22 protein-coding genes are annotated in these 23171 nt (G+C 35.7%); 17 read left to right on the forward strand and 5 right to left on the reverse strand.

All coding sequences use genetic code 11. The annotated features are described in order from the left end of the window. Positions 1-25: 25 nt before the first annotated feature. Positions 26-1471, forward strand: a complete 1446-nt coding sequence (gene proS / locus BW732_RS07215; protein ID WP_077276113.1) for a proline--tRNA ligase — start codon at positions 26-28, stop codon at positions 1469-1471. A gap of 106 nt (positions 1472-1577) precedes the next feature. Here the strand turns inward: proS and BW732_RS07220 are convergent, their stop codons facing one another. The 3 genes from BW732_RS07220 to BW732_RS07225 form a co-directional block, all read right to left on the reverse strand. Further along, on the reverse strand, positions 1578-1931 hold the full coding sequence (locus BW732_RS07220; protein WP_077276114.1) for a hypothetical protein: 354 nt from the start codon (positions 1929-1931) through the stop codon (positions 1578-1580). A 33-nt stretch (positions 1932-1964) separates the two neighbouring features. Next, positions 1965-2105: a hypothetical protein gene (locus BW732_RS11425; protein ID WP_161485535.1), complete on the reverse strand. Its 141-nt coding sequence runs from the start codon at positions 2103-2105 to the stop codon at positions 1965-1967. 140 nt (positions 2106-2245) lie between these two features. After that, positions 2246-3115, reverse strand: coding sequence for an RluA family pseudouridine synthase (locus BW732_RS07225; RefSeq protein ID WP_077276115.1), 870 nt, complete (start codon positions 3113-3115; stop codon positions 2246-2248). Between the two features lie 193 nt (positions 3116-3308). Here BW732_RS07225 and BW732_RS07230 point away from each other — a divergent pair, with 193 nt between their 5' ends. The 6 genes from BW732_RS07230 to BW732_RS07255 all read left to right on the forward strand — a co-directional run bounded on the left by BW732_RS07230 (position 3309) and on the right by BW732_RS07255 (position 11787). Then, positions 3309-5462, forward strand: coding sequence for a PBP1A family penicillin-binding protein (locus BW732_RS07230; protein ID WP_077276116.1), 2154 nt, complete (start codon positions 3309-3311; stop codon positions 5460-5462). 72 nt (positions 5463-5534) lie between these two features. Beyond that, positions 5535-5882, forward strand: coding sequence for a YlbF/YmcA family competence regulator (locus BW732_RS07235; RefSeq protein WP_077276117.1), 348 nt, complete (start codon positions 5535-5537; stop codon positions 5880-5882). A 103-nt stretch (positions 5883-5985) separates the two neighbouring features. Then, positions 5986-7203 (forward strand): metallophosphoesterase family protein, encoded by a 1218-nt coding sequence (locus BW732_RS07240; protein ID WP_077276118.1) that lies wholly within the window; start codon positions 5986-5988, stop codon positions 7201-7203. Further along, the gene (locus tag BW732_RS07245) at positions 7200-9941 is read left to right on the forward strand and encodes an ATP-binding protein (protein WP_077276119.1); all 2742 of its coding nucleotides are present in this window, start codon (positions 7200-7202) and stop codon (positions 9939-9941) included. The genes BW732_RS07240 and BW732_RS07245 overlap by 4 nt, the downstream gene beginning before the upstream one ends. A gap of 12 nt (positions 9942-9953) precedes the next feature. Beyond that, complete coding sequence (locus BW732_RS07250; RefSeq protein ID WP_077276120.1) at positions 9954-10895, forward strand: 3'-5' exoribonuclease YhaM family protein; 942 nt, start codon at positions 9954-9956, stop codon at positions 10893-10895. A gap of 217 nt (positions 10896-11112) precedes the next feature. After that, complete coding sequence (locus tag BW732_RS07255) at positions 11113-11787, forward strand: helix-turn-helix domain-containing protein (protein ID WP_077276121.1); 675 nt, start codon at positions 11113-11115, stop codon at positions 11785-11787. A gap of 491 nt (positions 11788-12278) precedes the next feature. On the opposite strand, the gene BW732_RS11620 is transcribed toward BW732_RS07255, so the two are convergent. Continuing rightward, positions 12279-12773 carry a class A sortase gene (locus BW732_RS11620; RefSeq protein ID WP_228414923.1) on the reverse strand — a complete coding sequence of 165 codons (495 nt, stop codon included), beginning with the start codon at positions 12771-12773 and terminating at the stop codon, positions 12279-12281. A 503-nt stretch (positions 12774-13276) separates the two neighbouring features. Here BW732_RS11620 and BW732_RS07265 point away from each other — a divergent pair. The 6 genes from BW732_RS07265 to acpS all read left to right on the forward strand — a co-directional run bounded on the left by BW732_RS07265 (position 13277) and on the right by acpS (position 18791). Beyond that, entirely contained in the window at positions 13277-13789 is a 513-nt protein-coding gene (locus BW732_RS07265) for a hypothetical protein (RefSeq protein WP_077276123.1), read from the forward strand. Positions 13790-13806: 17 nt separating this feature from the next. Beyond that, positions 13807-14049 carry a hypothetical protein gene (locus tag BW732_RS07270; protein ID WP_077276124.1) on the forward strand — a complete coding sequence of 81 codons (243 nt, stop codon included), beginning with the start codon at positions 13807-13809 and terminating at the stop codon, positions 14047-14049. 184 nt (positions 14050-14233) lie between these two features. Beyond that, positions 14234-15277, forward strand: coding sequence for a D-alanine--D-alanine ligase (locus BW732_RS07275; RefSeq protein ID WP_077276125.1), 1044 nt, complete (start codon positions 14234-14236; stop codon positions 15275-15277). A 55-nt stretch (positions 15278-15332) separates the two neighbouring features. Continuing rightward, positions 15333-16697, forward strand: coding sequence for a UDP-N-acetylmuramoyl-tripeptide--D-alanyl-D-alanine ligase (locus tag BW732_RS07280; protein WP_077276126.1), 1365 nt, complete (start codon positions 15333-15335; stop codon positions 16695-16697). A 101-nt stretch (positions 16698-16798) separates the two neighbouring features. Continuing rightward, the gene (gene cshA, locus BW732_RS07285) at positions 16799-18355 is read left to right on the forward strand and encodes a degradosome RNA helicase CshA (protein ID WP_077276127.1); all 1557 of its coding nucleotides are present in this window, start codon (positions 16799-16801) and stop codon (positions 18353-18355) included. Between the two features lie 82 nt (positions 18356-18437). Further along, the gene (gene acpS, locus BW732_RS07290) at positions 18438-18791 is read left to right on the forward strand and encodes a holo-ACP synthase (protein WP_077276128.1); all 354 of its coding nucleotides are present in this window, start codon (positions 18438-18440) and stop codon (positions 18789-18791) included. A 34-nt stretch (positions 18792-18825) separates the two neighbouring features. Here the strand turns inward: acpS and BW732_RS07295 are convergent, their stop codons facing one another. After that, positions 18826-19212 (reverse strand): hypothetical protein, encoded by a 387-nt coding sequence (locus BW732_RS07295; protein WP_077276129.1) that lies wholly within the window; start codon positions 19210-19212, stop codon positions 18826-18828. Between the two features lie 100 nt (positions 19213-19312). Between BW732_RS07295 and BW732_RS07300 the strand changes: the two genes are divergently transcribed. From BW732_RS07300 to rpoZ, 4 genes are all read left to right on the forward strand, one after another. Then, positions 19313-21046: a patatin-like phospholipase family protein gene (locus BW732_RS07300; protein WP_077276130.1), complete on the forward strand. Its 1734-nt coding sequence runs from the start codon at positions 19313-19315 to the stop codon at positions 21044-21046. Positions 21047-21108: 62 nt separating this feature from the next. Further along, the gene (locus tag BW732_RS07305; RefSeq protein ID WP_077276131.1) at positions 21109-21993 is read left to right on the forward strand and encodes a YicC/YloC family endoribonuclease; all 885 of its coding nucleotides are present in this window, start codon (positions 21109-21111) and stop codon (positions 21991-21993) included. A gap of 117 nt (positions 21994-22110) precedes the next feature. After that, the gene (gmk, locus tag BW732_RS07310) at positions 22111-22725 is read left to right on the forward strand and encodes a guanylate kinase (RefSeq protein ID WP_077276132.1); all 615 of its coding nucleotides are present in this window, start codon (positions 22111-22113) and stop codon (positions 22723-22725) included. Positions 22726-22727: 2 nt separating this feature from the next. Then, positions 22728-23036, forward strand: coding sequence for a DNA-directed RNA polymerase subunit omega (rpoZ, locus tag BW732_RS07315; RefSeq protein ID WP_077276133.1), 309 nt, complete (start codon positions 22728-22730; stop codon positions 23034-23036). The last annotated feature ends 135 nt before the right edge of the window (positions 23037-23171 follow it).

A 23171-nucleotide genomic window follows, 5' to 3' on the forward strand; every position in this document is an offset into this window, starting at 1 on the left:
ATTTCAAAAAATAGGAGGCACTAAAATGGCTAAGAAAAATGGTTTTGTGAAGCAAATTACAAGTCGAGATGATGATTTTGCAAAATGGTATACGGATGTGTGTTTAAAAGCAGAATTATGTGACTATTCAAGTGTGAAAGGGTGTATGGTTGTTCGCCCAACCGGGACAGCATTATGGGAAAAAATTAAGGAAATTATTGATACTGAGCTAAAATCAACAGGTCATGAAAATGTCTTAATGCCAATGTTTATCCCTGAGAGTTTATTATTAAAAGAAGCTGAGCACGTTGAAGGCTTTGCACCAGAAGTTGCTTGGGTAACCCAAGGTGGGAACAACGAATTACAAGAACGTTTAGCTGTTCGTCCAACATCTGAAGTGTTATTCTGTGAACATTTTAAAAAGATTATTCATTCTCACCGTGATTTGCCTGTTTTATATAATCAATGGGTAAGTGTGGTACGTTGGGAGAAAAATACACGTCCATTTTTACGTACGACTGAATTTTTCTGGCAAGAGGGTCATACGAGCCATGCTAGTTATGAAGAAGCGGATACTGAAGCGCGTAATATTTTAGATTTATATGTACGTGTGTGTCAAGATGTTTTAGCGATTCCAATTGTAACTGGAATTAAATCTGAAAGTGAAAAATTTGCCGGAGCGGATAAAACATATACAAATGAAACATTAATGTATGATGGTAAAGCCTTACAAATTGCTACATCGCACAACTTGGGAGACCATTTTGGAAAAGCCTTTGAGATTATGTATACTGACAAAGAAGGTAAGGAACAATTCGTTAACACAACTTCTTGGGGAATTACGACTCGCTCAATTGGTGGGATGATTATGGTTCATAGTGATGACCGTGGATTAGTCTTACCTCCAAGAGTAGCACCAACTCAAGTTATGATTGTCCCAATCGCTCAACACAAAGAAGGCGTTCTTGATAAAGCCTTTGACTTGAAAGCTCAATTAGCAAGCGATATGACGGTTAAAGTGGACGATAGTGACAAACAACCAGGCTGGAAATTTAGTGAAGCGGAGATGAAGGGTTACCCAATTCGTTTAGAAATTGGACCTAAAGATATTGAAGCAGGTCACGTTGTAGCTGTTCGTCGTGACACGTTAGAAAAAGTGACATTACCACTAGACGATAACTTAAATGCGACATTACTTGAGTTGCTTGACACTATTCATGTGGATATGTTTAACCGTGCCAAAGAAAGACAACAAGAAAAAACACGCGTAGCTCATACTAAAGAAGAATTCAATGAGTTAATTGCTGAAGGTGGTTTTGTTTTAGCACCTTGGGCTGGTGATGAAGCAGTTGAAGATATGGTGAAAGAAGAAACTGGTGCAACGACACGTTGTTGGAGTTTTGAGCACCAAAACGATGATTTAACTGGTGTGAAAGATTTGTGGACTGGTGAAGATGCTAAGTACATGATGCATTGGGCAAGAGCGTATTAAACTAAATAATCTAAAAGACGTTCGCTAAATCATTTTAGCGAACGTCTTTTAGTTATTAATAAAGATTTTTATTGGTATGATTTTTTGTTTGATATAAAATTTCCAGTTAGCTTTTTTTGTTAAACAGTTGTCTGATTTTATCCTTATTTTGTTTGTATCGTGAATAAGTATAAAATAGACCGGCCAAAATTAGAGCGATGCCATAACCAAAAAAGCCATGCCAAAATAAAAAGGTATTAAAAATAGCAACGCCAGTTAGAGCGACAAAATAGGCTATATACATACGTAATAACAAGCCATATGTATCCATTGAATCAAAATAATGTCCCCATTCCTGGTCAGATAACCCTTGAATTCGTTGTTTTAATTTGAAAAAGGTTGCTAATAAAATGGCACCAATTAACGATGCTATTTTAATCGATACGATAAAAATAAGTAAAGTTGATAGAATAAAAAACATACAGTCTCCTTTTAAGTACAGTGATTAGTCAGTTTATTTGTTGAAAGGGCTCAACCAAATCCACCAAGCAAAGAGCGCAATTAAACATAAATTGACCAAGGGATTTGGCTTAATGAAGAAAAATAAGAGCAATGCGACAATGATAAATGAGACATGAATCATTTTACGTTTCATAATCAGAAGCCCCTTTCGTATTGCTTATTATTTTACCATAAGATAGTTTTTAAAGTGGAGCATACTCCTAAAAGTCAAACAAATTAGTGATAGAGTGTCGTAATATTGAAAGTCTCTGATTTCTAATGTCTACTAGGCGATTAGTTAGGTGCTAATCGTGAATCGGTCGATACGTCAATTAATTTTTTCGTAAAGGGATGTTGTAATGATAATTGTTTAGCATGTAGTTGCAGACGTTTCCGTGCGTTTGGACGTGGATGATACAAAGGATCACCCATAATCGGATGCCCAATTGCTGCTAAATGAACTCTAATTTGATGGGTCCGACCAGTCTCTAATTGGCATGTCACCCATGAGGTACGAGACATAGTTTGGTTCACAGTGACGTGTGTGATAGCATGCTGCCCATTTCGTGAATCGACAATACGTTTGCGACGATCATGTCGGTCGCGGCCAATTTTTTTATTAATTGTGAGCGACGGTGTCGTCAGTTGGCCATCAATTTCAGCTTCATAAAGGCGTGTAATTTCTTTTTTTTCGAGCATTCGTCCAAGTATGGGTAAAACAATCGGATTTTTTGCAAATACAATGGCTCCGCTAGTTTCTTTATCCAATCGATGTACGACATAAGGAACTTGATTTTGAGTAACTAAGTAAGCAGCCACATGATTGAATAAGGTATCGGTTTCATTTGGTTGGTTAGGATGTGTTTTTACGCCCGCGGGTTTATCGACAATGATAATGTGTTCATCTTCAAATAAAATAGAGACTTTATCTGCTTGGCCTAATGAAATAATCGGTTTAGGATAGTCATCATCTTCGAAGTATAGGGTTATTACATCTTTAGCATGTGCGATTTCATGAAACATCACAGGTTGTTGATTTAAACGGACATTTTTTCGTGTGCGTAAAAAGTGACGGACTTTTCTTGGGATTAGCCACTCGTCTTCAAGTAAAGTTCGTATGGTAGTATCGGGTTGGTTTTCTGGCAATGAAATAGTTAATTCCATTAATTTGACCTCCTTTTAATTTATTCAACGATTCTTTATGCTTTTTTTAAAATTGTAACATAGAAAATTAATAACTTCATGATAAACTAAAGGACGGTTCGGACTTTGGACTCATTTTTATTTGTCAGACCTGTGTTAGAATGAAGTCATTATTTTAACAAGGATAATTATAAATACTATTAGAGGAGAGACTATGGACGTTAAAAAAATACTAACTGTTTGTAGAGAGAAGCTAGCGCAAGGTTGGACGTGGTTTAAGCCTCATTGGATACGATTTAGAAAGTGGCGTAAACGTATTTGGAAGAAGTTTTATATTAATAAAATTTTACTTTTGTTAGCTCTATCTATTACATTAATTAGCAGTATTTATCTGTTTTATTTAGCTAAAACAGCAAATATTGACACGTTAAAAACTGGTTTAGAACAAGTCACAACGATTTATGATCGTGATAATGAAAAAGCTGGGACGCTTGCTGTTTACGGAGCGAAGGGTAGTTTTGTTCAGATTGACCAAATATCGCCTTATATTAAAGATGCAGTTGTATCAACCGAAGATCGGCGATTTTATGAGCACCACGGGTACGATGTTAAAGGGATTGCTCGGGCGGCTGTCCGTGGCGTCATTAATCGTAATGCCAGTGGTGGTGGAGGTAGTACAATTACCCAACAGCTAGCGAAAAACGCGAAGCTGAGCGCTGACCAAACGTTAACAAGGAAGGCCCGTGAGTTATTTCTAGCGATTGAGATTGAAAAAAAATATTCCAAAGATGAAATTTTAGAAATGTATTTGAATAAAGCCTATTTTGGTAATGGTGTCTGGGGTGTCCAAGATGCGTCACGTAAATACTTTGGTAAAGACGCTAAAGATGTCACGATTGATGAAGCGGCAGTTTTAGCGGGTATGTTAAAAGGCCCAAGTATCTATAACCCAATTGATCACATGGATAATGCTATTGCTAGACGCGATACAGTGCTATCAGTAATGGTTGATAATGGAAAATTAGATGAGGCCACAGCGAAACAACTGATGTCTGAACCATTATATGTTAATGATAATTATCAACCAGACCACGGTTCTTATCGTTACCCGTCTTATTTTGATGCGGTAATTGATGAAGCCGTTAGAGTGACAAAACTAACGGATGATGAGATTTCTAATGGAGGATATAAAATATTCACTTCATTAGATCAACAATATCAACAAGGAATGGATCAAACATTTGCGAATGATAGTTTATTCCCTCAAAATGCAAAAGATGGTGCAATTGTTGAAGGGACATCGATAGCCGTCGACCCTAAAACGGGTGGGGTCATGGGTGTGATTGCTGGTCGTGAGTATCAGTATCGAGGGTTTAATCGGGCATTGAACTCCAATTTGTCACCGGGCTCAACAATGAAACCATTGTCTGTTTATACATCAGCATTAGAAGCCGGTTATCAGCCAGAAGATATTTTAAAAGATGAAGCCCTAGATTACTATGATGTACAAAACTATTCACGAACTTACAGTGGTGAAGTTCCAATGTATGATGCCTTAGCTCAGAGTTTAAATGCTCCAGCTGTCTGGTTACTACATGAAATGGGCATTGACCGTGGTTATAAAAAAGCCGAACAGTTTGGAATTAAATTGGATGAGAAAGACCGTTACTATGGCTTAGCTTTAGGTGGATTAACTAAAGGAACGACGCCACTTGCTATGGCTAGTGCCTATAGTGTTTTTGCCAATGAAGGAGTGCGGCAAGATCCCCATTTTATAACCCGAATTGAAGATCCTACTGGCGCGATTATTTATGAGAATGCGAAATCTAAGTCAACACGTGTAACGACACCAGAAGTTGCTGAGTCAATGACGAGTATGTTGCAGGGTGTCTTTAGTTCCGGTACGGGGATTGAAGCCAATCCAAGTGGCTTTACGATTGCTGGTAAAACAGGAACGACGGAAAATATTAATGCGGATGGTATGTCAAAAGACCAATGGATTATTGGTTATACACCAGATGTTGTTGTTGCGACTTGGATTGGATTTGATAAGAGTGGAAAAGATCATTATCTGACGGGGTCAAGCAGTAGTTTACTTTCTGGAATTTTCAAAGATGAGATGGAACGGATTTTAGCAGCTTCACCAAACACCCCATTTTCAGTTGCTGATGTGAGTCAACAAAATAGTGAATCATCTAGTGATGAAAGCACGGATTGGGATGGCTTAGGTAATAAGGTAAAAGATAGTGCCAATAATTTTGGTAATGGCGTCAAAGAAGGTGTCAATAAAGTGACTGATGGTATTAAACAAGGTGTTGACCGTGTTGGGGATGTCCTAGATAATTTCTGGGGTCGTTTTTCTCAGTAATTAATAGGAATTTAAAACGAAGCATGTTACAATGAAAACGTAGTATATTTTATGAACAGAAGGAGACTTATCATGACAGTAAATATCTATGATACAGCGAACCAATTAGAAAAAGAAATTCGTGAAACAAACGAATATAAGGCATTACAATTAGCCTTTACAGACATGAAAGCTAATAATGCAGTCTTTGATTTATTTAAAGAATTTCAAACACTTCAAATGACTTTACAACAAAAGCAAATGCAAGGATTAGAAATTACAGAAGAAGACATTACAGCATCACAAGCTATCGCTGAACGCGTCAAAGAATCTGAGTTAATCCAAGCTTTAATGGAAAAAGAGCAAGCGTTTAGTATGGTTATTAACGATTTAAATCGTATTATCATGACACCAGTTCAAGAATTATACCAAATGGATTAATTAACCAACTTATAAGGGTGATTAAGTGATAAGCTTACCACCCTTATTTTTTTCTAGAAAAATAACCTAAAACTAGGTATGATAAACAGAAAGGAGTGGTGACATGAAATTTATTCATACATCCGATTTACATATTGATCAGCCATTTTCAGGAATTAATACGGATAACGAAACAGTAAAACAACTGGTTAATCAGGCGAATGAGACTGTCTTAACACGTTTAGTCGATCAGTGTATCAACGAAGCTGTGGACTTTTTATTGATTGTTGGTGATACATTTCATCAAGCTGTGTCATCTATTCGAATTCAAGCAATACTGATTGAACAATTTAATCGTTTGAACGATCAAGGCATAACGGTTGTCTTATCATTTGGTAATCACGATTACTATTCACCGACTCGCTATTGGTTTGAGTGGCCTGAAAATGTCCTACTGTTTACAGAAGAAGCGGTCGAAACTAAAATCTTACCGTTAAAAAATGGGGAAACAGTTGCGATTAGTGGTTTTTCTTATCAACACCAGTGGATTACAGATTACAAAGCACTTGAGTTCCCAGAACGGAATACACAAGCGACTTATCATATTGGTTTTTATCATGGACAAGTTGGTAAAGATGGAAACTATGCGCCATTTACCATTTCTGATTTGACGCCAAGTTATGATTACTGGGCGCTTGGTCATATTCATAAGAGTGACGTGATACGGGAGCATCCTGCAACGATTTATCCCGGTACACCGCAAGGACATCAGCGTAAAGAAACACAAGGTAAAGGTGTCGTGAGTGTGACACTAAAAAATGGTCAAGTAGATTATGAGTGGCACCAACTAGCTCCAATTGTTTGGGACAACATTATGATTGATGTTGAGACAATCAAAGATCGCCAAGAATTATTAAAAGTCGTTTTAGACTATCTAACAACGGTTCCTGTTGATTCGGATTTACTGGTGATCAACTTAGCCTTACAGTGTGGAAAATCTGATTATTTATTAGATTTACAACAAGACCAACGGGAAATTACGGATTACCTTCAACAAGAGTTGTTAACCCTAACTGACCAGAAAAAATATCTGACTCAAGTTAGTTTGACTGAATCCTTTAGCGATGATTTAGTGATGGGATTTGAGGCTGACTTAATTGATGATTTGAGTCGTAAGTTTTATGATATGAGTGAGTTTAAGCGCATCGGGAGTGATATTTTACAGAATTCGGTAATTGCTAGCCGGTTAGAATGGGATGAACATGATGTGACGGAGTGTATTGCACGTAGCACACAGTTAATCAAAGATAAAATCCGATTTAAAAGTGAGGTTGTCCAATGAAACTAACGAGTTTACATATTCAAGGCTTTGGTCAATTTGACAATCAAACCTTCTATTTAACTGAGGGTTCACAATTAATTTTTGGTGGAAATGAATCAGGTAAATCCACGATTTATCAATTCATTCGAGCGATGTTATTTGGTTTTCCAAATAAGCGAGAGATGACACGTGATTTTGAACCATTATCAGGATCTTCTTATGGTGGACGCTTAGAATTAGATCATCCGACATATGGTCATGTAACAATTGAACGGTTTAAGAATAAGGCTAAGGGTCAAGCCAATGTTACATTAGAAGATGGTCAAACGGGTCAAGAGTCACTATTGAAGAAAATTATTAGTCCGTTAACTAGCCAACTATTTGATCAAGTTTTTAGTTTTCAACACGAACAATTAACTGATTTAACTCAAATGGATGAGGTACGATTGCAGCATTTACTGCTGTCAGTTGGTCTAACTGGTAGTGGACAATTAAATAATTTAACTGATGTATTTCTTAAAGAACGTCAACAAATTTTTAAACCAACAGGGCGCTTACCTGAACTCAATCGTCAATTAAAAGAGTTTAAATTACTTGAACAAAAAATTACAGCAATTGAAAATCAAGAACAAAGTTATCGCACGAAGTTAGCAGAACAAGACGCGTTAACAGAGAATTTGGTTAACTTACGGCAACGTTTGGTAGAAGAAGTTACTCAAGAACAACGTTTTATTGAGCAACAAAAGCGGTTTGCTTTATATGTTGAGTACACTAGTCTAGAACAAGAAGTTGGTGCGACAAGACCATCTGAACCACAAACGGTAATGGCAGTTCAGGATAACTTGCAAGAGTATCGTTTTTTAGAGGCGAAAGAAAAAGAATTGCTTGAACAACAAGCGACGCAACAAGAAAATGTGTCTCCAGCTTTTATGTTCTATTTAGATAATCAAACCTTATTCAATCAATTACTTGCCAATCAAATGACAGTCGAATCATTAAGTGAGCGTCAAGAGATGTTGACACAGCAAGTGGTAGATGAGAGTCACCAATTGGAACAATTATGTGCGACTCATGACATGGATCAAGGAGTGACGACTGAAAAGCTAGACCAAGGTGTGATAAAAGAGATTGAAGGCGTGGCTGAACGCGAGGAAATTTTAATTCGTGAGAAGATTATTCTAACGAATGAAAAAAGTCGGTTAATGATACGTAAGAAAGAGCTCGACCAACAACTAACGAGTATGGAAGAGGCAATGGAGCAATCACAACCGCAGAATCAAGTGGCTAGTCGACGTGGTTTTAGTACCAATCAAATGATTAGTGTTGTTTTAGGAGCGATCGGAGTTATATTCTTATTACTAATGATTTTGCTACCCAATCTTTTATTGATTGTTCCAGCAGTATTATTAGTTGGTGGTGGTGTTTTCCTTTGGATTAAGTCAGCTACAGAACCAGCACAACAAGCAGTATCAAGCTTTAATCCAATGGTAACTAAAGATTATTATCAAAAACAATTAGCTGAGGCAGACGAGCTAGCTTATGAGTTAAATAAAATGGATGATAAATTGGAAACAACGGCTAATCAACTATCAGTTATAGAGGATCAAAAATTGATTTGGCATAAGTTATATGGCTTTCGCTTAAAAGAGACATTAACATCTTGGTTAACTAAAATTCCTGTTGTTGTACAGCTTCAAGAATTGCAACGCAAAATTGCTCAAAGCAAAGAACAATTAGCTGAGTGCGAGTCTAAGTTGCAGACATTCCAAGAGGATTTAGCATTTACAAAACAATGGATTGGACTAGAAACAGATAAAGTTCGTGAACAATACCAAGCTGTACAACAGTTTGTTTCTGATCAACAAGCTCTAGCACAAACTGAACGTGTAGCTTATGCTAAAACCGAATCTTTCCAACAAACCATAGACACGCTTCGTCAGGACCAATCAACTTTACTAAATAAATTAATCGAGTTAACAGCTGATCAAAAAATGACAAAATTAGATGATGTAATCAGTTGGTTATCACAACAAACAAATCTTCAAAGTAATCAGCGCGAATTAGCTGATTTACGTTTACGCTTAGAAGATTATTTTGATTTGACACAAACCTATGATTTAGCCTCAATTAATGATGGTTTAATTCAAGTATCATTGGCGAAAGACGCAACTGAACAAGAGATTACTAAGACACAAGATGCGTTACAAGCTGTCCGATTTGATATCAAAGAAATGGAAAAAAATGGTACATTGGATGAATTGTATCAACAACAGGCTAATCAATTAAGTGTGATACGACAACTTTCAGATGATTGGTTAGTCTATCGTATGGCTGAGGAAATTATCCAAGAGTTGTTTCAATTTCTATCTGACCAGCAGTTACCGAGCTTACTGACGGCAGTATCGAATTACTTTAATTTACTAACTGAAGAACGATACACACAAGTGCTAATCAAAGATAGTCAACTAGTTGTGAAAGATGCTCAGCGGCAAACATTAGCAACAACACAATTATCAACTGGTACTAGAGATCAGCTATATATTTCGTTCCGTTTAGCCTTTATTCAAATGCATCAAAGTGATTATCATAGTCCAATTATTATTGATGATGGTTGGTTGCATTTTGATTGGAAACGCAAAGAAACATTGTTTAAATTAATTCAATTTTTAGGTAAAGAGTCCCAAGTGATTTGTCTATCTTCTGACAAAGACATGAAGGAATATTTTGATCAAACGAAACAAGCAGTTATTGCATTGTAAGGAGCGTTTTGAATGAAAAAATTAAGAGAACTAGTCGTTGATGAAACATTTGAACTATTTGTTTTGTTAAAAAACGCTGATGTCCGTGTGGCACGCAATGGTAAAAAGTTTATTGCGTTCACATTCCAAGATACATCAGGGACGATTGATGGGAAGTATTGGGGAGCATCTGATGATGAAATTGAAAAATTTCAAGCCGGAAGAGTGGTTTGTCTGGGTGGTAAGCGTGAGACATATCAAAACATGCCCCAAGTTAAAATTATTAGTTTGCGATTAACACATGAGGGTGAGCCAAATGATCCGACACTCTATATGGAAAAAGCGCCCGTTAATAGTGAGGACATGCGTGAGGAAATCAATACATTCCTATTTGCGATTGACCATGGAAAATGGCATCGGATTGTCCGCCATATTTTAACAAAATATCAAAAAGAATTTTTTGATTTTCCAGCAGCTAAACGTAATCATCATGCATTTGCAGGTGGGCTAGCCTTTCATACAGTGACCATGTTGCGATTAGCAAAAACTGTGTGTCAGCAATACGTTGAAGTAAATCCAGCATTGTTATATGCAGGTATTATTCTTCATGATCTAGGTAAAGTCAAAGAATTAAGTGGCGCGTTGTCGACGGAATACACGTTATCTGGCAACTTACTAGGACATATCGTGATGGCAGATGAAGAAATTACAAAAGCTTGCGTAGAACTAAATATGGATGACCAAGAAGAAGATATTTTAGTGTTAAAACACGTTGTCCTTGCCCATCATGGATTGCTAGAATATGGGTCACCTGTGCGCCCTAAAATCATGGAGGCGGAAATTTTACATCACATTGATAATTTAGATGCTTCGATTCAGATGATGTTAGGCTCATTAAAACAAGTAAGTCCGGGTGAATACACAGAGCGTATTTTTGGCTTAGATAATCGCAATTTCTATTTACCAAAATTATAAGGATGAGTAGCGTATAGTTAAAATAATTAAAAAACTGTTGAATCTATCTTTGGATTCAACAGTTTTTTTCTATTCTGAGTGATTGTTATTTTTACATTGATTTTAATGGTAAAATTGACGTATCTACAACTTGTAGAGTGTTTAGAATAGTAATTCTACAAGGATAAGGTAGAAATAGAGTATAAATTAAGCATAATGAAACTAGGAGGTTATTTCAATGGAGATAAGCAAAAGAATAAAAGAATTCCGACAGTCTAATCAATTAACACAAAAAGAATTAGGCGAACAATTGAATGTATCTGACAAAACGATTTCAAGTTGGGAAACAGGAAGAACCTATCCGGATGTTTCTATGATAATAAAATTATCAGATATATTTGATATATCTTTAGACGAGTTTTTGAGAGGAGATGTGAAGATAGTGGAAAAAATTGACAAAGATCTTCGACAGAAAAAAATATATAAATATGGCTTAGTTATAGGTAGCTTACTGGTCTTAACAGGAATTATATTTTTGAATACATATCAATACAAAAATCAATTAGTCGATAGATTTAATCCATTCATGAAAATGGAGATAGGTTATGCCACATTACCCAAAAAAGTAACGTATAACGGAGGGGAAAAATATAGCTTAAAGAAAAGGGAAGAAAACATCGCCCAATTTCCTGATCCATATAAGAATATTAGGGTAGTCAACGATCCTTTTGGTGATACTAGTCTACTAACTTTTGAAGGAGGACAGTCTCCTGAAGGAAAAAATTATGCTATGGTCCAACATAAAGGGTTATATGTACGCCGAATTTCTTTCGTTTCTTGGGAGTCAATTCCAGGAGTTATTAGAGATAACATGTCGAAAGATTATGTGGCTATTCCTATGGATGATGAATAAGGAAAGCTCAAAAAGTTTATGTGAACGCACTACATAAAAAAGTCGAAGAGACGGAAATCTCTTTGGCTTTTTGGTATACGATGAACTTAAAACAACTGACAGTAGTTCCTACTTAAAAAGTGGACATCATGCGAAACTGATTTTTTATTTTAAACTTTTCAACAGATCTGTATAACTTACTTTATTCTTAATTTTTCTGATTTTATCGTAAGCCGTAGACTGACTAAGACTTACAGACATCAACATTGTGAATCTGAATTGCTCTACCACAAACAACTCAAAGGGACCCTTCTAACTAAAGACTCCTTTTTTATGAGATTGTGAAATGTCAAAAGTGCGATTGTAAGAAGTACGTTATTTACTAGAATTAATTCAGCATACTCTCGCCAGTATTTTTAATAGTAGAAGAAAACGCGCTAGGAAAAAAATGACCTATCTCCTGTTTTGGAGTAGGTCATTTTTGATAAATTTAATTAATGAATCTTGTTTACTTAATTACTTTGGGGTAACTTAAATGCCTCTGTCATATCTTTTGTTGCGGCATTACCAGCAGTGACTTTTACTAACTCACCTTGAACAATAAGACGATTTTCACCACTGACGTCACACGTTACTAAAGTTACTAGTCGCTTACCAGGGACGTCATCAATAATTTCAATACGTGTTGGCTCGACATATTCCTTCATCGTGACTTTATACTCATAAATATAGTCTAAATCGGTCAGATAAATAGAGCTACCCATCTCTACACGTACTAATGGCGCAAATAACAGTTTAGGATCGTACATATAATGACTAGCTAAGCCGTAATTACCTTTCCCCATGACTTGGTCTTCTTTCATAGTTCCCGCACCAATTGCGATTGAATAATTTGAGACACCTTTAAAAATTGGTAAATTCAAATCGACACTGGGAATGGCAATGCCACCTAATACATGCATATTAGCGGTATTATTTCGAGCTTCAGCGACTAAATTAAAGTCCAATGACTGGACATCTTCAAAATCAAAGGTGGCTTTTTTGTCTTGATTTTTTTTAATATCTGTTGCTGTATAGTTATTAACAGTAAATTTTTGTGTTGTATCTTTAACTAAATAGTTTTTAATTTGATTGTTAAAAACTAAGGCTAAACCAACGACTAACAGACAGAGAATCAGTAGGTTGATTAAGGTATTTTTAATTCGTGTTCCCCATGTTTTAGGCTGTTTTTTTTGACGTCGATTTCGTTGCGACCGAGTCGGTGGTTGGTTAGGGTTTTGTTTTTTTGAAATGAGCGTTCCCTCCCTTTTTTTAGTAACTCTATCATACCACAGCCGTCGAAAAAAGTGGATAAATCCGTTTACTTTTTGACTGTTACATTAATGTTGCTAAATAACACTTTTTAAGGACTACTGTAATAAAAATTTAATCTATTAAAGTTAGCTATTCTAGTATGATAAGTGGTATAGTTACTATATACATTAGTAGTTTAAGGAGAAAGGGGTGAGTAATGTTGCGAGATTATTTGTATGTTCATTTAGACAGAGTGAGCAACTCAATTTTATCTAGAGGACTAACACATAATGATTTTTATCGTTATACATTGCATCGACCTCAAAATTTATTATTGTTAAATCCAATAGACCAAAATGGTGAATATGAGACCCACACAGGTTTTCGTGTGATTCGAGGTGCTCGTTTTGTTGATAGTTATCTCGCAATTATGAGTCAGAAAAAAGGTCAGGAAACCAAATGGATCGATTTTGAAGATTACGATGTCTTGCAGCGTCTGACAGCTAATGAAGTTGCTGAGTTGTTATATTTTGGTCATATGAAATCACAATTAAATTCTCCTTTTTTCTATAAGTTACAAAATAATTATGCTTTTTTTGAAATTAATGAAGATACAACAAAAGTTTATTATCGAAATATTGATGATTTTTATCGGATATTATCTAAAAAATTATCTTTGTTAGTAGATGATAAAATAAATACGTCAGTTTCTTTCTTTAGAAAAAAATAATTATTACGGAAATGCCAGTGGACATTGTGGAGCGTCTAAAATTAGTTATGCAAGAAGGCGTTATCTTCGATACGTCACAAGCTGGATTGAAAAATGGATTCTTCCGAGTGCCTATTTATATTGTTGAAGACAATTTGCGTAAAGTTGACCAACCATATTTTAAATCGGATGAACAGATTGGGTCCATTAGTTATGATGTTGCTCAGAAAAAGTGGTCTGTACAAAAAGAACATTTCGATAGTTTTTATGCGTCAAAATAATAGTATTAATTTTAGAAGAGGTTTAAAATTAATTTGAAAACGAGTAAAGTTATCAAGTAGGAATTTAGTAAAATTTTGTTTCCTTGATGACTATGACTCGTTTTTTATCTTTATTAAGGCATTGACTAGGTTTTTTGAGTGAAATAAAGTATAATTAGTCATGAAAAAAATTAGGGGGATTACTATGAAAATTGCTTTAATTTATGGTGGGAAGAGTGCGGAACATGATGTGTCGATTCTTTCAGCATTTTCTGTTATGAAAGCCATATATTATAATTATTATGAAGTACAGACAATTTATATTGATAAAATGGGTAGTTGGCTACGCGGGCCGATTTTTAAACAGGCACCAACGAGTCAAGACGAATTACATTTAACATTAGCTAATGCTCAACCGATTACGCCTGCTGACATTAAAGAAAAAAATACAATCATTTTTCCAGTTTTACATGGTCCAAATGGTGAAGATGGAACAGTTCAAGGCTTATTTGAAGTCTTAGATATGCCTTATGTTGGTGCTGGTGTTCTAGCTAGTGCGTGTGCGATGGATAAAATTACTGCTAAGCAACTATTCCAACAAGCTGGTATTCCTCAGTTACCTTATGTCGCTGTAGCTAAACAAGATTATGAAAATGATAAAGAAATTATTTATTCGCGTTGTGAAGGGTCATTAATTTATCCAATGTTTGTTAAACCAGCTAATTTAGGATCAAGTGTTGGGATTAATCAAGCTAATAATCGAGAAGAATTAGAAAGTGCTTTAGAGGAAGCATTCAGTTATGATCGTCGTGTCGTGGTTGAGCAAGGAATCGAAGCACGTGAATTAGAGGTAGCTGTATTAGGTAATGATGAAGTACGGACTACACTAGCAGGTGAGATTGTAAAAGATGTTGACTTCTATACTTATGAATCAAAATACATCGATAACCAAGTGGAATTGCAAATCCCTGCAGATGTTTCTGATGAATTACACGAGAAGATGCGTCACTTTGCTGAGAAAGCTTATAAAATTTTAGATTGTAGTGGATTAAGCCGTTGTGACTTTTTTGTGACAGCAAATAATGATGTGTTCTTAAATGAAATCAATACATTACCAGGATTTACACCATTTAGTATGTACCCATTATTATGGGAAAATATGGGGCTTGGCTATAGTGATTTGTTAGAAGAATTGATTCAGTTAGCGAAACTACGCTATGAAAAGAAACAAAGTATCAAAGTTTATTAATAATAAAAGCTGGACAAATTAGTTCGGCTTTTTTCATTTGATTGGAGAGAGTGGTATGGAATTAACGCTAAAACAACTCACTGAGGCAATTCAACCAATGTCAGTTTCAAAGGCTTGTCATAAGCACATTGTCAATTCGGTTGAGTTTGATACACGTCATATTGTTAAAAATAGTTTATTCGTTCCTTTAAAAGGGGAGCGCGATGGCCATGACTTTATCGACCAAGCATTAACTCAAGGAGCAAGTTTAGTCTTAACGGATCGTCCATTAGCTGAAGACATTCCTTTTTTACAAGTTAGGGATACATTAGAGGCTTTACAACAATTAGCAAAATGGTATTTAAAGCAAGTTCAGCCAAAAGTCGTGGCTATTACGGGAAGTAACGGTAAGACGACTACTAAAGACATGACAGCAGCAGTTATGGCGACAACCTATCAAACATATAAAACGCAAGGAAATTACAATAACCATATTGGGCTACCGTATACTATTTTACACATGCCAAGCGACACTGAAGTCCTAGTTTTAGAAATGGGGATGGACCATAAAGGTGAAATTGAGGTCTTATCTTTAATTGGTGAACCAGATTTAGCAGCGATTACATTAATTGGTGAATCTCATATCGAATATTTAGGCTCAAGAATGGGAATTGCTGAAGCTAAGATGGAAATTATTAGTGGCATGAGTTCAGAAGGAATTCTAGTGATTCCAAATGATGAACCATTGTTAAAAGAATTAATTATGGACATTGAACAGACAGTTGAAACGTTTGGTGTTGATAGCGAAGCAACTATTTCTGGATCTATTGAAACAATGAGTAAAACACAAACAACGTTTACGACAAGTTTATTTCCAGATGTGGCTTTTACTATCCCTGTACTTGGGTCATATAATGTTAGAAATGCTCTGATTGCTGTGTTGTTGGGCCATCACTTGCAAGTTGAGCCTAAAAAGATCCAATCTGGTTTGGCAACATTTGCTTTAACTAAAAATCGAACAGAATGGCTGGAAAGTAAAAATGGACTAGCAATTCTAAGTGATGTGTATAACGCTAATCCAACAGCAACAAGATTAGTCTTAGACGCATTTAGCCAACTGGATGTATCGGGTCGGAAAATTGTTATTTTAGGTGATATGTTAGAGTTAGGCAAAGAGTCATCTGTTATGCATGAAGGTTTGAGCGAACATATTTCTCCAGAACAGATTGATCAAGTGTTTTTATATGGTCCGGAAATGCTTGTGTTATATCAATCGCTGAAACCAATGTTTGGTAACAATATCTCATGGTATGATATAGAACAAAAGGAGACGTTAATAGATAATGTCTGTCAATATGTGACAATAGAAGATACAGTCTTTTTAAAAGGCAGTAATGGAATGAAACTCATTGATGTTGTCAGTAAATTATTGGAAGTTTAGCAAGTAATGATTGTAACAATTATGAAAATGTGATAAGATGATATGAATGCTCATTTTTGGCATAAGTTGACGTGAGTGAAAGATTTATAGGAGGATACCTTTTGAAATTTAGTGAATTAAAGTTAGATGAAGTACTGTTAAAATCGGTTGAAGCAATCGGGTTTGAGGAAGCGACACCAATTCAAAGTGAAACAATTCCATTGGCATTAGAAGGAAGAGACGTAATTGGGCAAGCTCAAACAGGAACTGGTAAAACAGCAGCGTTTGGTTTACCAATGTTACAAAAAATTGACACTGAGAACCATGCGTTACAAGGACTAGTTATTGCTCCAACAAGAGAATTAGCTATTCAGACACAAGAAGAAATCTACCGTTTAGGTAAAGATAAAAAAATTAAAGTTCAAGCCGTTTATGGTGGAGCCGATATTGGTCGACAAATTCGTGCATTAAAAAATAAACCACACATTATTGTTGGAACACCAGGTCGATTACTTGATCATATTAATCGCCGCACATTAAAATTAGAAACCATTGAAACACTAGTCTTAGATGAAGCAGACGAAATGTTAAATATGGGATTCTTAGAAGATATTGAATCAATTATTTCTAAAATACCAGCAAGCCGTCAAACATTATTATTCTCAGCAACTATGCCAGATAGTATTAAACGTATCGGTGTTAAATTTATGAACAATCCTGAGCACGTTAAGATTAAAGCAAAAGAAATGACTGCTAACTTAATTGATCAGTATTATGTTCGTTGTAAAGAGTTTGAAAAATTTGATACAATGACACGTTTATTCGATATTCAAAATCCAGAATTAACTATTGTTTTTGGTCGTACAAAACGTCGCGTTGACGAATTAGCTCGTGGATTAGAGATGCGTGGATATAAAGCAGAGGGCATTCATGGTGATTTACCACAGCATAAACGTATGAGCATTTTACGCGCGTTTAAAAATGGCGAATTAGATATTTTAGTTGCAACAGATGTAGCTGCTCGTGGATTAGATATTTCCGGAGTAAGCCATGTTTATAACTATGATATCCCACAAGATCCAGAAAGTTATGTTCACCGTATTGGTCGAACAGGACGTGCTGGTAAAGAAGGTATGTCAATTACATTTGTGACACCAAATGAAATGAGCTACTTACACGTAATTGAAGAATTGACGAAAAAACGTATGACAACATTACGTCCGCCGTCAAAAACAGAAGCATTCAAAGGCCAACTTGGAACAGCTCTAAAAGAAATCGAAGAATTATTAGCAGCGAATGGTTTAGAAAAATACCAAGAAGCAGCTAGTGATTTACTAGAAAATTATTCAGCAGAAAATATTGCGGCTTTATTAATCAAACAAATTTCTAAAGATGATGCAGCTGAAGTACCAGTTAAAATTACTCCAGAACGTCCATTACCGTCTCAAAAACGTGGTGGCAATCGTGGTGGTAGCCGTGGTGGCAACAGCAATAACCGTGGTGGCAATCGTGGTGGTAGTCGTGGTGGCAACCGTGATAATCGTGGTGCTAAAAGTGATAACTGGCGCAATAAAGAACAAGGAAATAAAAAACGTAATTATAAAGGGAAAGACACAAAACCAGCAGGTAAAGATAAAAGCCGTGGCTTTGTCATCCGTAATAATAACGAAAGTAACTAGTTGAGTCTCCCATTTTGGGAGGCTTTTTATGTTATTTATATTAAATTACTTGTATAATGAACATAATGGATGGAGGAAGTATATGATTGTTGGAATTGGACTAGATATTGTTGAGTTAAGCCGGATTCGTGATATTGTTACCAATAAGCGTTCATTTGTTGAACGGGTATTAACAGACAAAGAATTGGAAATATTTGATAATTTAAAATATAAACGTCAAGTAGAATATTTAGCTGGACGTTTTGCATGTAAAGAAGCGTTCTCTAAAGCTTATGGAACTGGGATTGGTAAATTGGGGTTACAAGATATTGAAATATTAACTGCAGATAGTGGTCAGCCAATTATTACAAAATCTCCATTTCATGGAACTTGTCACGTATCTATTTCGCATACTGATACAGTGGCAGTTGCACAAATTATTTTAGAGGACAAATAAAAAAAGAACGAGCTAGTAAACTCGTTCTATTTATTCATAAATGATGATCGATTATAATCAGGACTAATAATCGATATTTTTTTATATAGTCAGCCGAAATCATACGAACTTGATTATTTTTTTGTAGTTTAATCACCAAAGAATCGGGATTGTTAGGGTGCTGATAAATGCGTCCAACTAGGGTTTCATAACGTGTGAATGACTGTTCAACTGGACTCACTTGATATTGGATAACGACAATACTCTTCTGAGCAATTGCTTGATTAATCTTATTGAAAATTTTGGTTTTGTGGTCTTTCTTTTTGACATCGTCATCAATGAAATTTGAAAATAGTTTTTGCGATGATTCTGAAATAAAGCGTGCAAATTTACTCGTGTTAGAATGAGTCTGATTTGTTTTAAGATGCTCATTATCAACCATTGCCAACCCCTCCTTATCCATTCATTTAATATTATACGAATCATCAGGGGTCTAGTCAAATTAATTAAAATAAAAAACAAAGAAGAGAGTGGGCTAAACAATGTGGAAAGAATTATTTATTGCGGATGTTGTTCAATTATCTAGTTATTTACCAGAGTTGACCCAATGGTTACCATTTGATGTCTCAAAAAAAATTGCCTATGATTCTTTAAAAAAGCGGGTACAACAATTTGATGATCAACATTATATTACAGCTATTATGCGTAAAAATCGCCCGAAAATAGTGGTTGATTTTACTCTAACTCAACACATCATGACGATTAATCTTGTGTTAATTGCCGATGATTATCGGTCGTGGTCAATGATTGTTGATGAATTAGTTATTTTGGCAAAACAGCACCGTATGAAAATTTTACGACTGGGTTTTTCTCGTCAAGTAATGACAGATTATCTTGTGACGAAACTAACCGATCAAGGATTTGATGTAGAAACTGATGACCTCGTTGTCCAATTTGATTACCCTCTAATCTACTATACTGGCTTGGTGTTAGGTGGCGGTGGTGCAAAAGGCTCTTATCAAATAGGAGTATGGAAAGCGTTAAAAGAATTAAATGTCACTTATGAGTTAGTGAGTGGGACATCAGTAGGAGCGCTAAACGGTGGGTTAATTATCCAGGATGATTTGCCTAGTGCGATAAAAATGTGGGAAACAATCGCCACTCAAGATATTCTCAGTGTGCCAATCTCAGTTGTGGATACCACGGACGATTTTACGTTGCAACAATTGATGAGTCATGTTCAAAGTTTTACTTTATCAGCGATGAAAACAGTTGGAGCTGATACCACGCCTTTACTCAATCTGATTCATGAATTAATTCATGAAGAAAAAATATTTCAGACTGATAAAAAATTCTTCATTGTGACAACTCAAGCACCAATGCTGACAGAAACAGTTGTGTCTTTATCAGATATGACAATAGAAACTTTACCTAAATGGTTACTTGCGTCAGCCTCGTTTTTCCCGGCAATGTCAGCCTGTGTAATTGACGGTAAGTATTATGTTGATGGTGGTTATCGAAACAATTTACCAAGTGATGTTTTATTAAATGAAGGTGCAACCGAAATTATAACAGTCAATGTTAAAGGCCCTGGTTTTATTAAATCATCTAAGATGGAAGTACCTGTTGCGGTAGTCAATATTGAGAGTGATTGGGGATTAGGTAATGTTTTATTATTTGATAGTCATCGTGCTAGTTGGAATTTACAATTAGGTTATTTAGAGGGATTAAAAGCGTTTGGACAATTGCGCGGAACGAAGTATAGTTTTCCAAAAATTGATTTTAAGCGTACAGCATTTAATGCTAGTCGTCGTTTTATTCATTACTTGCAACAACGCCTAGCAACAGTTAGTTCTCAAGAACAAATAACATCCTCAGTTGTTGAACGTTTGTTGCAACAGGGATATAATCCTAGTGTTTTAGTGGTTGATTTATTAGAAGAATTAGCCTTCTTGATGGTTATTGATCCAACGAAGGTATATTCTTTAGCTGAACTTGGTCAGGCAATCGTCCAACGAGCGCACCACTTAGAGGCGACAAAAACGGCACCAATGATGTTATCATTTAAAGAATGGCTAATCCGTTACTTAGACCAAATTGATTACTTGTCACCGCAGCAAAAGCTAATTGATATGTATCAACTATTACAAAATGAGGAAGAAAAACAATTAACTCTAACAAAAAAAGAAGTTACTAAGCATTTCCATTTACTAGTAACGGCAATTTTTTTGGAGTATCTAGGTACAGCTGATACAGCAGGAGATAAATGGAAATAAATCGTTGCTGTTAGGTAAAGTATGATAGTATAGTAGATAGATGTAAGATAGAGGTGACAACCATGCAAAGTATGACAGGTTTCGGTAAAGCAGATTTACAGACTGAAGCGTATGAAGTGACTGTAGAAATCAAGGCAGTGAATCATCGGTTTTTAGATATTCAAATGCGATTGCCTCGTGAATTAAATAGCATTGAGCAAACATTGAAAAAACAAGTTAAAGAGCATCTGTTACGTGGGCGTATTGAATGTTTCGTGACACTACGGATGATAAATCAATCACAACAACAAGTTAAGATTAACCAAACGTTGTTACAACAATTGGTCACAGATTTGAGCGCGATGGAAACTAGTTTTACTTCCGAATCAGGCGTGACGGCTAATTCTTTGCTTCAAGGGGCTATCATGCATCCAGCTTTATTTGAAGTAGTGGATAGTGGTAATCTTCCTGAGGCCTTATTTGTTGACTTGCAAGAACTATTCACAATAGCTTTGACACAGTTACAACAAAATCGTACTCTTGAAGGCGCAGGAATCTTAGCTGTTTTAGAGGCTAAGTTAGATTTGCTGGATAATCGACTAGTCATGATTCACGAATTACAAGCTGATTATGAAGCGGATTATCGCGAAAAATTACAAAAAAAAGTGTTTGATTTACTTGGTGGTCAGGTAGATGAGACACGTTTGTTAACTGAGGTAGCGTTGCAATTAGAAAAAGCAGATATTGGCGAAGAACTTGACCGCTTAAGAATTCATAGTCAAAACTACCGTCAATTGCTAAAAAAAGCTGGAGCGATTGGTAAAGAAGCGGATTTTCTAACCCAAGAACTAAATCGTGAAATTAATACAATTGGTTCTAAGACGTCTGTTATGATAATTAAAGAACACGTTATCTTTTTGAAAACCACAATTGAACAAATCCGTGAACAAATTCAAAATGTCGAATAATCGGTAATTGAAGGTATTTTCTTTCCAATTTTTTAGCAAATTATAACTTGCATTCCGTGGGAAAACGGTGCATTATAGTAGATAAAATAATAAAATTAGCAAGGGAAGGAAGACACTATGTCACAAAGAGGGTTATTAATTGTACTATCCGGTCCATCTGGTGTTGGTAAAGGGACAGTTCGCAAAGCATTGTTTGAAAGTGAAGAGACGTCTTATGAATATTCAATTTCTATGACAACGCGTCAAATGCGTAAAGGAGAGATTGAAGGGATTGATTATTTCTTTCGTTCAAAAGAGGAATTCCAAGCACTAATCGAACAAGATAAAATGCTAGAATATGCTGAGTATGTTGGTAATTACTATGGCACGCCTTTAGACTATGTAAACCAAACGCTAGATGAAGGAAAAGATGTTTTCCTAGAAATTGAAGTACAAGGTGCCATGAAAGTCAAAGAAAAAATGCCAGACGGTGTTTTTATCTTCCTAACCCCTCCTGATTTTTCTGCATTAAAGTCTCGTATTATTGGTCGTGGGACAGATGATATGGATGTTATAAAAGAACGGTTGGCTATGGCGCGTACTGAAATTGATATGATGCGCCACTATGACTATGCTGTGGTCAATGATGAAGTACCGTTAGCTGTTGAACGAATTAAGAAAATTATTGAAAGCGAACATTATCGCGTACAAAACGTGATTGATTGTTACGAAGAAATGTTAAAGGAGATGTAAAGATGTTATATCCATCAATTGATTTATTATTGGAGCAAGTTGATTCAAAATATTCATTGGTTATTTTGTCAAGTAAACGTGCACACGAATTAGATTTGGGGGCACAACCAATGATTGAAAAAGATAAATTTGTCTCAGTTAAAAATGTTGGTCGTGCTTTAGAAGAAATTGCGGCTGGCGATGTGGTCATTGACCCAAATCCTGATTTGAAACGTGAGCTTTTAAAACGTCAAGAAGATGAGAAGAAAGCCTTAAAACGTCGGGAACAACAAGAATTAGAAGCCCGTATTCAATTAGATAATAAATTATAAAAACTAAAAAAGTAAAGTAGAACAGGCAACTGCTCTACTTTATTTTTTTCAACATCTGAGTGGTTTTTTTGATACAATGATAGAAATAGAAAGGAAGTGGAACATACGGTGATCGCTCAAGTAATTGTCGATGTT

Origin of the sequence: Vagococcus penaei (genome assembly GCF_001998885.1) — a bacterium.
GTDB lineage: Bacteria > Bacillota > Bacilli > Lactobacillales > Vagococcaceae > Vagococcus > Vagococcus penaei.

Bases quoted from the DNA above. Each gene is read 5' to 3' on its own strand.
- proS (WP_077276113.1), top strand. From the start codon at position 26: ATGGCTAAGAAAAATGGTTTTGTGAAGCAAATTACAAGTCGAGATGAT.
- BW732_RS07220 (WP_077276114.1), bottom strand. From the start codon at position 1,931: ATGTTTTTTATTCTATCAACTTTACTTATTTTTATCGTATCGATTAAA.
- BW732_RS11425 (WP_161485535.1), bottom strand. From the start codon at position 2,105: ATGAAACGTAAAATGATTCATGTCTCATTTATCATTGTCGCATTGCTC.
- BW732_RS07225 (WP_077276115.1), bottom strand. From the start codon at position 3,115: ATGGAATTAACTATTTCATTGCCAGAAAACCAACCCGATACTACCATA.
- BW732_RS07230 (WP_077276116.1), top strand. From the start codon at position 3,309: ATGGACGTTAAAAAAATACTAACTGTTTGTAGAGAGAAGCTAGCGCAA.
- BW732_RS07235 (WP_077276117.1), top strand. From the start codon at position 5,535: ATGACAGTAAATATCTATGATACAGCGAACCAATTAGAAAAAGAAATT.
- BW732_RS07240 (WP_077276118.1), top strand. From the start codon at position 5,986: ATGAAATTTATTCATACATCCGATTTACATATTGATCAGCCATTTTCA.
- BW732_RS07245 (WP_077276119.1), top strand. From the start codon at position 7,200: ATGAAACTAACGAGTTTACATATTCAAGGCTTTGGTCAATTTGACAAT.
- BW732_RS07250 (WP_077276120.1), top strand. From the start codon at position 9,954: ATGAAAAAATTAAGAGAACTAGTCGTTGATGAAACATTTGAACTATTT.
- BW732_RS07255 (WP_077276121.1), top strand. From the start codon at position 11,113: ATGGAGATAAGCAAAAGAATAAAAGAATTCCGACAGTCTAATCAATTA.
- BW732_RS07265 (WP_077276123.1), top strand. From the start codon at position 13,277: ATGTTGCGAGATTATTTGTATGTTCATTTAGACAGAGTGAGCAACTCA.
- BW732_RS07275 (WP_077276125.1), top strand. From the start codon at position 14,234: ATGAAAATTGCTTTAATTTATGGTGGGAAGAGTGCGGAACATGATGTG.
- BW732_RS07280 (WP_077276126.1), top strand. From the start codon at position 15,333: ATGGAATTAACGCTAAAACAACTCACTGAGGCAATTCAACCAATGTCA.
- acpS (WP_077276128.1), top strand. From the start codon at position 18,438: ATGATTGTTGGAATTGGACTAGATATTGTTGAGTTAAGCCGGATTCGT.
- BW732_RS07295 (WP_077276129.1), bottom strand. From the start codon at position 19,212: ATGGTTGATAATGAGCATCTTAAAACAAATCAGACTCATTCTAACACG.
- BW732_RS07300 (WP_077276130.1), top strand. From the start codon at position 19,313: ATGTGGAAAGAATTATTTATTGCGGATGTTGTTCAATTATCTAGTTAT.
- BW732_RS07305 (WP_077276131.1), top strand. From the start codon at position 21,109: ATGCAAAGTATGACAGGTTTCGGTAAAGCAGATTTACAGACTGAAGCG.
- gmk (WP_077276132.1), top strand. From the start codon at position 22,111: ATGTCACAAAGAGGGTTATTAATTGTACTATCCGGTCCATCTGGTGTT.
- rpoZ (WP_077276133.1), top strand. From the start codon at position 22,728: ATGTTATATCCATCAATTGATTTATTATTGGAGCAAGTTGATTCAAAA.